Annotated in this window: 13 protein-coding genes; 11 read left to right on the top strand and 2 right to left on the bottom strand. The window is 55.1% G+C overall.

From position 1 onward, the window contains the following. Positions 1-113: 113 nt before the first annotated feature. The 8 genes from RUESEDTHA_RS12245 (at position 114) to RUESEDTHA_RS12210 (ending at position 8,579) form a co-directional block, all read left to right on the top strand. Positions 114-1,232, top strand: a complete 1,119-nt coding sequence (locus RUESEDTHA_RS12245; RefSeq protein WP_255431707.1) for an AI-2E family transporter — start codon at positions 114-116, stop codon at positions 1,230-1,232. A 3-nt stretch (positions 1,233-1,235) separates the two neighbouring features. Then, positions 1,236-2,342: an acetoin utilization protein AcuC gene (locus RUESEDTHA_RS12240; protein WP_180887131.1), complete on the top strand. Its 1,107-nt coding sequence runs from the start codon at positions 1,236-1,238 to the stop codon at positions 2,340-2,342. 118 nt (positions 2,343-2,460) lie between these two features. Further along, positions 2,461-3,438 carry a MoxR family ATPase gene (locus RUESEDTHA_RS12235; RefSeq protein ID WP_180887130.1) on the top strand — a complete coding sequence of 326 codons (978 nt, stop codon included), beginning with the start codon at positions 2,461-2,463 and terminating at the stop codon, positions 3,436-3,438. Between the two features lie 9 nt (positions 3,439-3,447). After that, entirely contained in the window at positions 3,448-4,392 is a 945-nt protein-coding gene (locus RUESEDTHA_RS12230) for a DUF58 domain-containing protein (RefSeq protein WP_180887129.1), read from the top strand. Then, positions 4,389-4,865 carry a DUF4381 domain-containing protein gene (locus RUESEDTHA_RS12225; RefSeq protein WP_255431706.1) on the top strand — a complete coding sequence of 159 codons (477 nt, stop codon included), beginning with the start codon at positions 4,389-4,391 and terminating at the stop codon, positions 4,863-4,865. The genes RUESEDTHA_RS12230 and RUESEDTHA_RS12225 overlap by 4 nt, the downstream gene beginning before the upstream one ends. Then, positions 4,862-5,848, top strand: coding sequence for a VWA domain-containing protein (locus RUESEDTHA_RS12220; protein WP_180887128.1), 987 nt, complete (start codon positions 4,862-4,864; stop codon positions 5,846-5,848). Before RUESEDTHA_RS12225 ends, RUESEDTHA_RS12220 begins: the two co-directional genes overlap by 4 nt. Further along, positions 5,845-7,350, top strand: coding sequence for a VWA domain-containing protein (locus tag RUESEDTHA_RS12215; protein WP_180887127.1), 1,506 nt, complete (start codon positions 5,845-5,847; stop codon positions 7,348-7,350). Before RUESEDTHA_RS12220 ends, RUESEDTHA_RS12215 begins: the two co-directional genes overlap by 4 nt. Continuing rightward, positions 7,347-8,579, top strand: a complete 1,233-nt coding sequence (locus RUESEDTHA_RS12210; protein WP_180887126.1) for a BatD family protein — start codon at positions 7,347-7,349, stop codon at positions 8,577-8,579. The genes RUESEDTHA_RS12215 and RUESEDTHA_RS12210 overlap by 4 nt, the downstream gene beginning before the upstream one ends. Positions 8,580-8,582: 3 nt before the next feature. Here the strand turns inward: RUESEDTHA_RS12210 and RUESEDTHA_RS12205 are convergent, their stop codons facing one another. Then, positions 8,583-9,263: a Crp/Fnr family transcriptional regulator gene (locus RUESEDTHA_RS12205; RefSeq protein ID WP_180887125.1), complete on the bottom strand. Its 681-nt coding sequence runs from the start codon at positions 9,261-9,263 to the stop codon at positions 8,583-8,585. Positions 9,264-9,463: 200 nt separating this feature from the next. Here RUESEDTHA_RS12205 and RUESEDTHA_RS12200 point away from each other — a divergent pair, with 200 nt between their 5' ends. The 3 genes from RUESEDTHA_RS12200 (at position 9,464) to cls (ending at position 13,564) form a co-directional block, all read left to right on the top strand. Further along, positions 9,464-11,074, top strand: coding sequence for an arylsulfatase (locus RUESEDTHA_RS12200; protein WP_370456789.1), 1,611 nt, complete (start codon positions 9,464-9,466; stop codon positions 11,072-11,074). A gap of 79 nt (positions 11,075-11,153) precedes the next feature. Beyond that, positions 11,154-12,128, top strand: coding sequence for an HAD family phosphatase (locus RUESEDTHA_RS12195; protein WP_180887124.1), 975 nt, complete (start codon positions 11,154-11,156; stop codon positions 12,126-12,128). Positions 12,129-12,151: 23 nt separating this feature from the next. Continuing rightward, positions 12,152-13,564 carry a cardiolipin synthase gene (cls, locus tag RUESEDTHA_RS12190; RefSeq protein ID WP_180887123.1) on the top strand — a complete coding sequence of 471 codons (1,413 nt, stop codon included), beginning with the start codon at positions 12,152-12,154 and terminating at the stop codon, positions 13,562-13,564. Here cls and RUESEDTHA_RS12185 read toward each other — a convergent pair. Continuing rightward, entirely contained in the window at positions 13,561-13,995 is a 435-nt protein-coding gene (locus tag RUESEDTHA_RS12185; protein ID WP_180887122.1) for an ion channel, read from the bottom strand. The genes cls and RUESEDTHA_RS12185 overlap by 4 nt on opposite strands. Positions 13,996-14,116 lie beyond the last annotated feature (121 nt).

The raw sequence follows: 14,116 nt of genomic DNA, 5'->3' as shown, positions 1-14,116 counted from the left end.
CATTGGATCACAGAAACATCAAATCCAGCATGAAGACAAATTAATCCGCACAAATATTTGGGTGCATTGCATAATCCCGCGCGGCTGTGCAGGATCAGGATAGGATAACCAGCTTGAGGCAACCTCAGCTCAGCGGCGGGAAACCGATGCCCTTGGACCAAAACGATACGTATACGACACCCCGGCTGAAGCTGTCTGTCGTCCGCGATACGGCTATTGTTGCCACGCTGACCGTATTAGGCCTGTATGCCGGGTCCGCATTTCTTATCCCGTTGACGATGGCATTGCTGATTAACGTTCTGATTATCGCGCTAAGCGACCGGGTGATTTCCGTCACCCACGCCCCTGTCTGGCTGGCCAATGTCGCCGGTGTGACGGTCGTTTTGGCAGGCTTGTTCATGATCATGTATATTCTGGGCAGTCAGGCGACCCAGTTCGCGCGGTCCATCAGCACCTATGAAAATCAATTCGACGGCGCGGTAAGCCGTGTCACCGGGCTGGTCGGTAACGACGTGACCACCTTTATCAGGGACAACCTGATCAGCATCGACATGTCTTATGTCGCCCGCGTTCTGTTGGGCAGCGCCACGTCCTTGCTGAACCATTTCTTCCTGATCAGCCTTTACGTGGCTTTCCTCATGGCTGAACGGCTGGCCTTTCGAAAGAAGATTCAACTGGCGGCAGGAAACCCTCAGACCGGGGCCGAGTTTGCGTCGGTGTTGGACGCGATCTCTTACAGCCTGCAGCGTTATGTTGGGGTTAAGACATTCATCAGCCTGATAACCGCCGGAATCAGCTATTCGGTTTTCAAAATATTGGGTCTTGAATACGCCGAAACGTGGGCTGTGCTTACCTTTGCGCTGAATTTCATCCCCTCAATTGGTTCAATCATTGCGGTGATTTTTCCTGCAATGATCGCTCTTGTTCAGTTCGACAGCATCGGTCCGTTCCTGATCATCGTATTTGGATGCGGGACGATCCAGTTCCTAATCGGCAATTTTCTGGACCCCGCCATGCTGGGGCGTTCGCTCAACATGTCGACGTTTCTGGTCATTCTCGCGCTGACATTCTGGACAACCGTCTGGGGCATGATCGGTGCCTTTCTAAGTGTTCCGCTGACGGTCTGCATTCTTATCGTCTTCAGCCACATCCCCGCGCTGCGTCCGATCGCCATCCTCATGTCACTGGACGGGCGACTGGGTGAAGATCAACAACCAACTTCCACCACCTGAGCGATGCGCCCACTGTTCATCGGATCAGAGATCTATCGAAATTCGACCTATGGGTCGAAACACCCGCTTGCGATCCCGCGCGTTTCAACGGTTATTGATCTGTGCCGGGCGCAAGGATGGCTTCCCCCCGAGGCATACCGGGTCAGCCCCCGGGCCAAGCCTAACGCCCTGCGCATCTTTCACACGCCCGATTATATTGCCGCGCTTCAAAAAGCCGAAAAGACACAGTCGGTTTCCGATGAAACGCGCCAGAAATACGGCCTTGGAACACTTTCAAATCCAGTTTTCGCCGAAATGTTTCGCAGGCCAGCTACCGCCGCAGGGGGATCGTTGCTGGCCGCAGAACTACTGCGGGACGGCGGGATCGTTTATAACCCGGCCGGAGGGACGCATCACGGCCTGCCTGACCGTGCGAACGGGTTCTGCTATCTGAATGATCCCGTACTTGCGATCCTGACCTTTCTGAACGCAGGTCTTGAGCGTATCGTTTACGTGGATATCGACGCGCATCATTGTGACGGGGTCGAAGCCGCCTTTTGCGGATCTTCCAAGGTCAGAATGATCTCGGTCCACGAAGCGCGGCGCTGGCCCTTTACCGGCGCGCTTGATGACACAGCTGGGGGTGCTGCGATCAACCTGCCGGTCACGCGCGGACTAAACGATAGTGAGTTCTACGCGATACTGGATCAGATGATCCTGCCCGCCACAGCCGCGTTTCGCCCGCAGGCGATTATCCTTCAATGTGGCGCGGACGCCGTCGCCGAAGACCCGCTGTCGCGCCTGTCTCTGTCAAACAACGCCCATTGGCGCGCCGTGGCGCACCTAAGAGATATGGCGCCCAGGTTTCTTGTTCTGGGCGGAGGCGGCTATAACCCTTGGTCGGTCGCCCGGCTGTGGGCCGGCGTTTGGGCGACGCTTAATGGCTTTGAAATTCCTCAGGAATTAAATGCCAAGGCGCAATCCGTCCTCGGCGCTTTGACGTGGAACCGAGCCGCTGGCAAACAGCCGCCGGCCCACTGGTTCAAAACACTACGCGACCGTCCAAACACCGGCGAGATCAGGCTCGATCTGTTGGCGGATGTGAGGCGACTTGCCAGCCGGATTTCTTAGTGGATTGGTTTCGACAGGGCTGCTAACCTGCGGTCATTGCGAAATATTTCTGACCGCCCGGATAATTTGGAAACCTGCCAGCCTGTGTTTACCTATTGGCTGCAATTGGATCACCAAAATGAATGCACACGAACAAATAAGCGACCTCAAGACCCGAATGGGACAGTCCATCATCGGCCAGACCGAAGTCATTGACCGTCTGATCATCGGTTTGCTGGCAAACGGCAACCTGTTGATCGAAGGATTGCCCGGCCTTGCCAAGACCCGCGCCGTCAAAGCAATGGCGCGCAACATGGACGCTAGTTTCAGTCGGATTCAGTTCACGCCAGACCTTCTTCCGTCTGACGTGACCGGAACCGAAGTGTTTCAGCAAACCGATACAGGCAGCACGTTTCGCTTCGATCCCGGCCCGATATTTGCCAATATCGTGTTGGCGGACGAAATCAACAGAGCCCCGGCCAAGGTTCAGGCCGCGCTGCTTGAGGCGATGGAAGAACGGCAGGTCACGGTTTCCGGAACAACGCATAAAATGGACCCGTTGTTCATCGTTATGGCGACGCAGAACCCCATTGAACAAGAGGGCACGTACCCCCTGCCGGAAGCGCAAATGGACCGGTTTCTGATGCATGTTCAGATCACCTACCCGCCGGTCGATGACGAGGTCGAAGTCATACGCCTGGTCCGAAACGAAGAAATTGCTGCGGGTCGCGAGACGTCTGGGGAACGCCCTGCTCCGATCCCGCAAGAAGCCGTGTTCACGGCGCGTTCGGAGATCGGCCAGATCCATGTTTCGGACGCAATGGACAGGTATATGGCAGATCTTGTGCAGGCGACCCGAACACCGGGAAACCTGAGCGAAGAGCTTGCCAACTGGATCGAGATTGGGGCCAGTCCCCGCGCGTCATTGGCGCTTGATAGATGCGGGCGCGCACATGCCTGGATGAACGGACGCGACTATGTCGACCCCGCCGACATTCGCGCCATTGCCCATGATGTCTTTCGCCATCGCATATCCCTAAGCTTCGAAGCGCAGGGAAGCGCCAAAACAGCCGATGATGTCATTGCGGAAATCCTGCGCCTTGTGGCGTTGCCGTAAGGGCCCCACATGGCGCAGACAGCCACATATCTCTCAGACACGCGCATCCATGTGAATGCCGAACATTTACAACGGCTGGGACCGAAATCGCGATCGCTCAGCCTTTTGCCCCGGCAACCCGCGCGATCAATCCTCAATGGACGTCACGCATCGCGTTTACGCGGACGTGGGCTGAACTTTGAGGAATTGCGCACATATTTGCCGGGTGACGACATTCGAACAATTGACTGGAAGGTCACCGCACGCACCGGCACACCCCATGTTCGGGTCTATACGGAAGAACGCGATCGCCCCGCCCTTTTGTTGGTCGACCAACGGGTATCCATGTTCTACGGAACCGAGGTCTATATGAAGTCCGTGATCGCGGCAGAAGCCGCGGCCATCGCCGCACATCGGGTTCTGGGGCAAGGCGACCGTGTTGGCGGGATTGTCTTCGGAGATAACGATTTGGCCGAACATCACCCGCAACGGCGCCCTGCTGCGCTGACGCGATTCCTGTCATCTGTTGGAGAATTGAATTGCAGCCTGAACGCGTCTTTGCGCCCGGTACCAACTGTGACACTGAACGACGTACTGAAACAGACCGCCCGACTTGCACACACGAACGCATTGGTGTGCGTGTTTTCCGACTTCGACGGGATCAACGACATGTCCGAACGTCTTTTCAGCAGGTTATCGCGATCAAATGATCTGATCCTGTTTAATGTTTTTGACCCCAGTTCGCGCACATTACCTCAGGGGGTTAAACTGACGGTATCCGACGGGGACAACCAGATCGAAATCGATAGCTCAATCCCTGATCTGCCCGACCGCATCAGATCAGCGATGGAGGACAGGCTTTCGCAGTTGAACCTGTGGTCCCGCCGCTATGGCTTCCCAATTGTCCCCCTGACCACAGCGGTCCCTGCTCTAGATCAGTTGCTGAAGCTGTTCGGGCATCCGGGGGGACGATGATGGCGGTCGATGTTTCGGGCAAATCACTGGTTGAACTGCTGGATATGCTAGAGCCCGCTCCAGCCCCAGAACCAATCGCAATGACCCCGCAAACATGGGGTTGGGCGATTCTTGCAGTGGTGCTGGCAACAGCTTTGACTTATTGCTTCTACCTGGTCCGTCGACATTGGTCAGAAAATGCCTACCGGCGCTCGGCCCTTGCAGAGCTGGATCGGGCCGGCACCGATGTGGCACGCGCAGCCGAGATTCTGCGGCGGACCGCCCTGGTCGCTTTTCCGCGTGCGACTGTGGCAAGTCTTCACGGGCAAGAATGGTTGAACTTTTTAAATCAGACGTATGAAAAAAAAGAATTTAAAGGCGCCCCCGGCGAAGTCCTCCTTGCCGCACCGTACCAAGAAACCGTTCAAAACACCGACGTCCCCGATCTGGTTCGCAGTTGGATCAAACTTCACAAAAGGGACCAAGGGGCATGACCTACACCTTTGCCGCGCCCTGGGTCTTTGTTCTGTTGCCATTGCCTTTTGTCGTGTTTTGGTTCGCCCCACCACATAAAGAAAAGGTGCAAGCCACACGCATTCCGTTTTTCCGGCACGTCGCGGCCGCGACCGGCCTTGAACCCAAATCCGGATCAAGCGTTCTAGGACGAACATGGTTGCAATCTATAATTGCGACGCTGGTTTGGGTCTTGTTGGTTACAGCACTGGCACGCCCTGAACGGCTGGCGGATCCCATCGTGGTGGAAAAATCGGCGAGGGATGTGGTCCTGGCCCTAGATATATCCGGGTCAATGGACCAACGGGATTTCACGTCCGAGGATGGACCCCCCAAACAGCGCCTCGCAGCGGTCAAAGATGTACTGCGGGACTTCATTGCCGCGCGTCAGGGGGATCGAATGGCCTTGATCATCTTTGGGACACGCGCGTTTGTGCAGGCACCGTTCACCGAAGATTTGAATAGTTTGAATGGGTTACTCGAGCAGACTGAAGTGGGAATGGCTGGGCCGAACACGGCGCTTGGCGATGCCATTGGGTTGGGCATACGGCTGTTTGACTCGAGCGAAGTCGATCAACGCCTTATGATCGTCCTCAGCGACGGGGCCGACACGTCAAGCCGCATGACACCCGTCAACGCGTCGGCAATCGCTGCGGATAAAAATGTGGTCATTTATACGATCGGAGTTGGCGATCCGAACGCAACAGGTGAAGACCGCGTGGATTTGCAGGCCCTTCAAGACATCGCGCAAACGACTGGCGGGCAATACTTTTTTGCCGATGATGAAGCCGCTTTGACGCAGACCTACCAACAAATTGACGAGCAAAATCCAAGAGTTGTTGAAACCCAAAGCTATCGACCGCGTGAAAGCCTTACCCATATACCGCTTTTGATCGTCATTGCGGTGATCCTGTTGAGTTCGGCAGGATTTCATGTCGCGCAGCACCGGCGGAGTGTTCGATGATTGAGGCACTCGCAGATTTCCACTTTATCAGAGCTGCTTGGCTTCTTTTCCTGATACCGGTTTTTGCAGTTTGGTGGCTGATCCGTCCAAGATCGGAACTGTCCACTCAAATTCCTGACGGTATCGCCCCGCACCTAGCCAAAGCCCTTGAGGTCGGCGACAGAAACAAACGCAAGATGAACCCCGTTGACGTGGTCATGGCCATCGCAGTGCTGATTACCTTGGCCGCTGCGGGCCCAACGTGGTCGCGCGCCCCTAACCCGCTGATTGCAGACACCGCGCCGTTGGTTATTGCGCTGAAAGTCACCGAAAGCATGGAAGGCACCGACCTGCCCCCATCCCGGCTTGAGCGCGCGAAATACAAGATCACCGATCTGATCAACACGCGCTCGGGGGCGCGAACCGCTTTAATCGCGTATGCAGGCAGTCCGCACCGTGTTGCCCCCCTGACAGAGGACGCGAACATCCTTCGCCCACTACTGGAAGGATTGACACCCGCCGTTATGCCGCTGAAAGGCGACGCGGCAGCCGATGCCCTTGCACTGGCTCAGGACATACTCGGCGATGCCGAAACCCCGGGCGCCATTTTGTTTGTGCTGGACGATATCGACCCGTCGCAGGTTCAGGCAATGAATAGTGAAGTGGCAGACCTGTTGTTTCTTACGATGCTACCAGAAGGCGAAAGACTGGTTCAGCTAGACGCGTTATCATCCGCGACCGTCGTGCCATTTTCCACGGGCGATCAGGATGTTACGCGGCTCAACAGAAGTATTCACAACGCCTATGTTGACGCTCTGGACGAAGAGGATCAGTTGGATTGGCAGGATCAGGGTTGGATTTTGGCCTGGCCTGCGGCGTTGCTCTCACTTTTGTGGTTCCGGCGCGGCTGGGTCATTCGGTGGGCATTTTTGCTGTTTTGCATCACGCACCCATCCGGTCCTGCGCGGGCCGAAGGTTGGAAGGACTGGTTCCTGACACCTGATCAACAAGGCCAAATCGCCATGAACCAAAAGCGCTTTTCTGACGCGGCCGATTTGTTTCAGGACCCCTACCATCAAGGATACGCCATGCTCAAAGCAGGCCGCTATCCTGAGGCGGCCGAGGTCTTTTCGTCGTTGAACACACCTGAAGCCGCGTTTGCGGAAGGTATGGCGCGCATCCGTAACCGCGAGTACCGCCCGGCGATTGCCGCATTTGAAACCGCATTGGAACGTCGCCCAGACTGGCCAGAAGCCCAGCACAATTTGGAGGTTGCGACAGCAATTCTGGAATATGTCGAAACCACCCGAGAGCAATCGGATACAGGCGAAGAGGCCGGGATCGGCGCGGATGATACGGTATTCGACAATGAAGACGCGCGTGGTCAGGACACCACGGTGCAAGCCCAGACCGAAGCCGCGCAGCCAATGTCTGCAGACCAATGGATCAGCGCAATTGATACCGACATGCAGGATTTTCTGAGAAACCGATTCCTGCTGGAAAATCAGGTGCAATCGCAATGAGATACCCTCTGTTCCTCATTTTCTTGCTTCTTCCAACGGTGGTCACACCGCAGACCCCAACAGATATTGCCCCACTTGTAACAGTGGACCTTGCTGAGGGCGATGTGATCGTCGGGCAACCCACCATTTTGCGCGTCAAGGTTCTGGTCCCGACCTTTTTGCCGGCCCCTCCGGTCTTTCCATCATTGGAGCAGGAAAACCTATTGGTGCGCCTGCCCGAGCGCGCATCCGGTCCTGTCAGCGAAACTGTGCAAGGTGACACGTGGTCTGGTGTTCAGCGAAGCTATCGCCTTTATCCCTTGCAATCTGGAAAAATCCAGTTGGGTCAAATGGATATTTTGGTTACTTACGCCGATCCAAATACCAATGCACCAATTGAATCTTCGGTCCCGCTGCCACCGATATCCTTTGACGCTGTGATCCCGCAAGGCGCGCAAAATCTGGACCCGCTTATTCTGGCGTCGGACTTTTCCATTGAACAAATACTGGATGGTAACACTGACATTCAAACCGGAGGCGCGATTACGCGAAAGCTCACAGCCGAAATTTCCGGGACTACTCCGATCTTGATACCTCCTCTTATTTCGGAAAATCAGGATGAACTCCTGCGTGCTTACCCAAAAGAGCCGCGTTTTACCGAATCTGAAGATCGCGGAGTTTTGTCGGGTCAGCGCGTTGATGAAGTTGTTTATCTGGCTCAGGCAGGTGGGCAGACGCAACTTCCTGCTGTTTCGATCGACTGGTTCAACTTGACGACCCAACAGGTTGAAACTGTTGATATCCCTGCAATCGACTTAACCTTGGCTGCACCCAAGGCGCCCCCGAAAGACGTGGGCGATTTTCTTTGGCTTGGCTTAGGGATAACACTCGTGTTGCTGATGATCTGGACCGGCTGGCGTTGGGTTGCACCCCGCTTAAGGACGCGCCGGGAAGAACGCGAACGTACTTATAGGTCCTCAGCCGAATATGCCTTTGCACAGCTCAGGCTGTCTTTGAAAAACCACGACCTGTCAGGCGCCTATTCGGCGTTGGATCTTTTGAAGGCGCGAACAGAAACACCCGTGGATTTTAATAAACTTGAAGCGCAATTGGCATTGATCGGCGCAACGCGCTACGGGTCTGATGCCGGTCGGCAGGCCCCGCATTGGTCCGCGGCTATCGCCACCCTTGACACCCTTGTCCGGCCACGAGGGGCTAACGCCAATTCGTTGCCCCCATTGAACCCATGATGCTCAGTTCTGACAATTTGCAATAAGGCCACGCCGGTCTTTTAGAAGCACGCGGCCATAGCCCACCTCAACCAAACCAAGATCAGCCAAGCGGTGCAGACTGCGGTGAAGTGTCGGTTGCGAGACCGCTATCATCTCGGCCAGTTCTTCTTGCGACACCTCAATCCAACCGTCGGACTTCGAAGTGCCCTCGTCCAGATGAAGAAGGCGCAGCGCAAGCCGCTTTTCCGTACCAGTCACCACAAGATTCGCCACGATACGCAGCGCGGTCTGCATATTCTCATGACTGAGCGCATAGAAATCCCTCACGTAATCAGGCTTCTCCTGAACCAACTTGGTGACACGCGAGTTTGGGAAGAACAGGGCGCGGGTTGTCTGTGTCACGACAACACTGACCAGCCTTGAGGAATCGGCGAACAAAGCCAGGTCGCCAACCCAGAAACCTGCGCCTTCGCGGTGTATGACGAACTCCTGCCCATCATCGGCTGGCACGGTTATCTGTACGCCCCCCTCAAGTACCGCGAAAATACCGTTCACTGTATCGCCGTGATGATACAACGCCTCGCTCGCTTCAAAGTCCTTTGCGATCCCACACTCAAGCAAGTCGCGCTGAAACGCAGCCGAGCGATTGCTGAACCAGCCGCCTTTCCTCAAGGTATTAAGATTGTTGGATTTGTTTAACATTAGAATTTTCCAAACTCATCAAATGATAATTTTTTAACACAAATCATCGCCTATGCTAATCCCGTTCGATTCCTTCTACCACGCATTATCGCAGTACAATATCGAACCAACTTTTAGGCTGCGTTTTTAGTTAGTTATCGCGCCAACTTTGAGTTTCATGACAGGGCCGTACAGGGTCCAAAAAAAAACGGGAGAAAACCATGTCACCACCACGTTCAATGGCAGACACTTGGCGCAGGGGCTTACGTAGATTCGCTGTCGCAACTGTTGCGGTCGCGCTGGCGGTTCCCGCATGGGCGCAAGACCAAAAGCCAAATATTCTGGTGATCTGGGGCGATGACGTCGGGCAATCCAACATCTCGGCCTATACGATGGGTCTGATGGGTTATCAGACGCCAAATATCGACCGTGTCGCGAAAGAGGGAATGATCTTTACCGATTACTACGGTGAGCAATCCTGTACCGCTGGTCGATCCTCTTACATCATGGGTCAATCCGTATTTCGGACCGGGCTGTCCAAGGTGGGTTTGCCGGGCGCTGATCTTGGTATGCAAGTCGAAGATCCAACCATCGCCGGTCTGCTTAAGGATCATGGCTATGTCACGGGTCAGTTCGGCAAGAACCACCTAGGCGACAAGGATGAACATCTTCCGACAAACCACGGTTTTGATGAGTTTTTTGGAAACCTGTACCACCTGAACGCCGAGGAAGAGCCCGAGAACGAAGACTATCCCGGTGATACTGTACTGGCCGACGGTCGCACCTTCCGCGAAGCCTATGGTCCGCGCGGCGTGATCAAGTCAAAGGCCGACGGCACCATTGAAGACACCGGTCCGCTGACAAAAAAGCGTATGGAAACGGTGGATGACGAAACCGTTGCCGCAGCGATCGACTTCATCAAGCGTGCCCACGAACAGGGTCAGCCTTTCTATGTCTGGTGGAACGGGACGCGCATGCACTTCCGGACCCACGTCAAGGACGAGATGCGCGCTCAGGCCAACGAAATCGTTGGCGGAGTGGCTGACGAATACACCGCTGGCATGATCGAACATGACATGCATGTGGGTCAGTTGCTTGATCTGCTGGATGAACTCGGCATCGCCGACAACACCATCGTCCACTACTCAACCGATAACGGCCCCCATATGAACACGTGGCCTGATGCGGCGGCGACCCCGTTCTGGGGAGAAAAGAACACCAACTGGGAAGGCGGCTGGCGTGTGCCCTCGATGGTGCGTTGGCCCGGCAAGATTGAAGCTGGTTCTGTAACCAACGAGATCGTTCACCATATGGACTGGCTGCCAACCTATCTGGCGGTTGCCGGTGATCCGGAAATCAAGGACAAACTGAAGGCTGGATACAGTTCTTCGGGCATGGGCCGTGATTACAAGGTGCATTTGGATGGCTACAACATCTTGCCCCTTCTGACTGGTGAGGCAACCGAAAGCCCGCGTAAGGAAATCTTTTATTTCTCAGACGATGGCGACCTGACCGCGCTGCGCTTTGAGGATTGGAAACTGATCTTCCTTGAGCAGAAAGCCTGGGCAACGCTGCGCGCGTGGATCGAGCCGTGGACCGAATTGCGCATTCCGCTGATCGTCAATCTGCGCCGCGATCCGTATGAACGGGCCTATCGTACGTCCAACACCTATTACGATTGGTTGCTGGAACGTGCGTACTTCCTGGTGCCTGCGCAACAGTATGTCGGAACCTTCCTTGAAACATTCCAGGAATTCCCGCCTCGACAGAAGGCGGCCAGCTTCAACCTGGATCAAGTGATGGAGAAACTGGCCACACCGACAAACAACTAAGGCCAGACGACAACAAACAAGGGGCCGCCACGCATATGGCGGCCCTTCTGAGGCACTATTTAAGGTTAAGGAATTTCCTATGAAGGCAGCTCTGTTTACCACGTTCCTTTCGATAACAGCGACAGCCTTGTTCGCGGACCCGTTGCCCAGTTGGGATGATGGAGATTCAAAGTCTCGGATCGTTGAATTCGTCAGCACGGTGACCGATCCAAACCACTCGGATTATGTAACACCAGCCGAACGGATCGCAGTGTTCGACAACGACGGCACTCTCTGGGCCGAACAACCGGTCTATTTTCAGTTGATCTTTGCCATGGATCGGCTTGAAGAACTTGCAAAAACAGACCCCGCCATCCTGAACTCCCCCATTTTGGAAGCCGCAGCCAAAGGCGATGTCCAAACCATTGCAGAAGGCGGGCATGAAGCACTGATCGAGGTAATCAACGCCTCCCACGCGGGCGCCAGCGTCGATGATTTCCAAGAGTCCGTCGCTGACTGGCTGCAATCAGCGCGCCACCCTGACACGGGCCTGCCTTACTACCAAATGACTTACCAACCGATGGTGGAACTGCTGCGGTATCTCCGGGACGAGGGATTTAGCACCTATATCGTGTCCGGCGGCGGCCTGCATTTCATGCGCGTTTTCGCCGAAGACGCATACGGTATTCCGCCCGAGCAAGTCCTTGGTACATATGCTGATGCCACATACGAGGCCATCGACGGCAAGCCCACCATTGTGAAGTCGCCCGGTATTGCGTTCATCGACGACAAACAGGGAAAACCCATCAACATCGAACGTACTATTGGCCGACGTCCCATTTTGGCGGCTGGCAACTCAGATGGCGATTTTGCGATGCTGGAGTGGACGACCGCCGGGGAAGGCCCTCGTCTTGGGATGTTAATCCATCACACGGATTCTGAACGTGAATGGGCCTATGACCGCGAAAGCCCGATTGGCAAGCTTGTTGACGGGCTAGACAAAGGCCCGGACATGGGATGGGTCATCGTCGATATGGCGGAAGATTGGAAACGCGTCTACACTGGGGCAAACTAGGTAGAACAGAGACTGATAACCCCATGTGGACACTACTTGTTTCCGCGTTTGTCTTTATCCTATATGTCACCGCGATCCTCTTTGCGATCCGGGCGGCGCAAACGGCGCGCACCCCACAAGGTGCGGTTGGGTGGGTTGTCTTATTGATCTCTGCTCCGGTGTTTGGCGTGCCGCTCTATCTTTTTTTAGGGCACCACCGGTTTCGCGGGTATCGGATTGCGCGCAAACAAAGCGAAACCGTGGTCGAAGGCATCAAGACTTTCGCAGACTTCTCAAAACCCGACCCAGACACAATGCAGGTGAACCCAAGACCGTTTGAGGCGCTGGCGCATTTACCGGTATCTCGTGGAAACGGGGCCGAGTTGCTGATCGACGGTCAGGCCACGTTCGATTCCATATTCGAGGCAATTGACGCCGCGCAGAATTATGTCCTGATCCAGTTCTACATCGTGCGCGATGACGCATTGGGCCAACAACTTCAGGCAAAGCTGATCGAAGCGGCCGAACGCGGTGTCAGTGTACGTTTCATGACCGATGCGGTCGGCAGTTATGGTCTGCCCACGGCGTATCTGGACAAACTACGCTCTGCAGGGGTTGAGATCGCCAATCCACGCGACCGGCGCGGCCCGCAAAACCGCTTTCAGCTCAATTACCGCAACCACAGAAAAACGGTGATCATTGACGGGGAAACCGGCTTTATCGGCGGGCACAATGTGGGCGTCGAATATCTGGGACAGGATCCGCATTTCGGCCATTGGCGGGATACGCATATCAAAATGTTCGGCCATATTGTTCGCCAGTTGCAGCTTATCTTCTGCGAAGATTGGCATTGGGCACATGAAGAGGATCTGATTGATCAACTGGACTGGGCCGGAACAGAGGCCGAGCAGAACATGAACGCGCTTCTGGTCGCCACAGGTCCCGGCGACGATACCGAGACCGGGGCAATGATGTTCTTTGCTGCCATCGCTGCAGCAAAAGAACGGATCTGGATCGCGTCCCCCTATTTTGTGCCTGACATCGACATCATGACGGCGTTGCAACATGCCTCATTGCGCGGAGTGGATGTTCGAATTCTTGTGCCTGACGTGATTGACCACCGCCTGCCCTGGCTGGCCGCTTTTGCCTATTTTGACGAAATTCGCGAATGCGGTGCGCGCGTCTTTCGCTATACCAACGGGTTCATGCATCAAAAGGCATTTGTCGTTGATGATACTCTTGCGGCGGTCGGCACGACCAATCTGGACAACCGCTCTTTCCGATTGAACTTTGAGGCGATGGCCCTGTTCTTTGACGAACGCGCAGCACAGGCTGTGGACGAAATGCTAAAGGCAGATTTCAAAGACTGCTACGAACTAGAGCGGAAATTGCCCGAGCAACCCGCCTTTATTCGCTTTGGCTCTCCACTGGCGCGGCTGTTCGCCCCGATCCTTTAGGACATCAGTTCCTCTTTGAACACCTGAGTCATCAAGGCAACCATAAAAGCCGTCGACAGGCCAAAGGCCAGCAAACCCGTGACGGATGCAAACGCGCCGAAAATACGCAGGTCCTCACCCAAAACGATGTCGCCATAGCCAAGCGTCGTGAAGGTCACCAAAGAAAAATAAAGCGCCGTATTCCAATCTGGCAGGGTTTCCCCGAGAACCCAGACGATCGCCCATAGCCACACCTGAAACGTGTGAATCGCGACGATAAACACCAAGGCAATGCAAATCGGTGCGGCGATTGTGACAAACCGTTTACTTTCTTCGAGTTTCAGCGCCATGCCGCGGATCGTCTGCGTGCACCAGGTCAGCAGAACAAGTTCAATCAAAAAGCAAATACCAAGATAGACACTGCCCCAAAGGATCTGCTGCGCTAAGGTCATAACTCGGTATCTCTTGTCTTGGTCAGTGAATGCAACGTCAGAATGACGGTTTAAGCAAAGGCTCACAACCCCGCCTCGGACACCGCGACGAATAGAATCGAATCTGTGTCGGGTCTGGACT

Source organism: Ruegeria sp. THAF57, assembly GCF_903914075.1.
Lineage (GTDB): Bacteria > Pseudomonadota > Alphaproteobacteria > Rhodobacterales > Rhodobacteraceae > Ruegeria.
Note: the sequence above shows the minus strand (reverse complement) of the source record. Positions and strands in the feature narration are given on the sequence as shown.

Excerpts from the sequence above, each read along its gene's own strand:
- RUESEDTHA_RS12240 (WP_180887131.1), top strand. The coding sequence starts at position 1,236 with ATGCGCCCACTGTTCATCGGATCAGAGATCTATCGAAATTCGACCTAT.
- RUESEDTHA_RS12235 (WP_180887130.1), top strand. The coding sequence starts at position 2,461 with ATGAATGCACACGAACAAATAAGCGACCTCAAGACCCGAATGGGACAG.
- RUESEDTHA_RS12230 (WP_180887129.1), top strand. The coding sequence starts at position 3,448 with ATGGCGCAGACAGCCACATATCTCTCAGACACGCGCATCCATGTGAAT.
- RUESEDTHA_RS12225 (WP_255431706.1), top strand. The coding sequence starts at position 4,389 with ATGATGGCGGTCGATGTTTCGGGCAAATCACTGGTTGAACTGCTGGAT.
- RUESEDTHA_RS12220 (WP_180887128.1), top strand. The coding sequence starts at position 4,862 with ATGACCTACACCTTTGCCGCGCCCTGGGTCTTTGTTCTGTTGCCATTG.
- RUESEDTHA_RS12215 (WP_180887127.1), top strand. The coding sequence starts at position 5,845 with ATGATTGAGGCACTCGCAGATTTCCACTTTATCAGAGCTGCTTGGCTT.
- RUESEDTHA_RS12210 (WP_180887126.1), top strand. The coding sequence starts at position 7,347 with ATGAGATACCCTCTGTTCCTCATTTTCTTGCTTCTTCCAACGGTGGTC.
- RUESEDTHA_RS12205 (WP_180887125.1), bottom strand. The coding sequence starts at position 9,263 with ATGTTAAACAAATCCAACAATCTTAATACCTTGAGGAAAGGCGGCTGG.
- RUESEDTHA_RS12200 (WP_370456789.1), top strand. The coding sequence starts at position 9,464 with ATGTCACCACCACGTTCAATGGCAGACACTTGGCGCAGGGGCTTACGT.
- RUESEDTHA_RS12195 (WP_180887124.1), top strand. The coding sequence starts at position 11,154 with ATGAAGGCAGCTCTGTTTACCACGTTCCTTTCGATAACAGCGACAGCC.
- cls (WP_180887123.1), top strand. The coding sequence starts at position 12,152 with ATGTGGACACTACTTGTTTCCGCGTTTGTCTTTATCCTATATGTCACC.
- RUESEDTHA_RS12185 (WP_180887122.1), bottom strand. The coding sequence starts at position 13,995 with ATGACCTTAGCGCAGCAGATCCTTTGGGGCAGTGTCTATCTTGGTATT.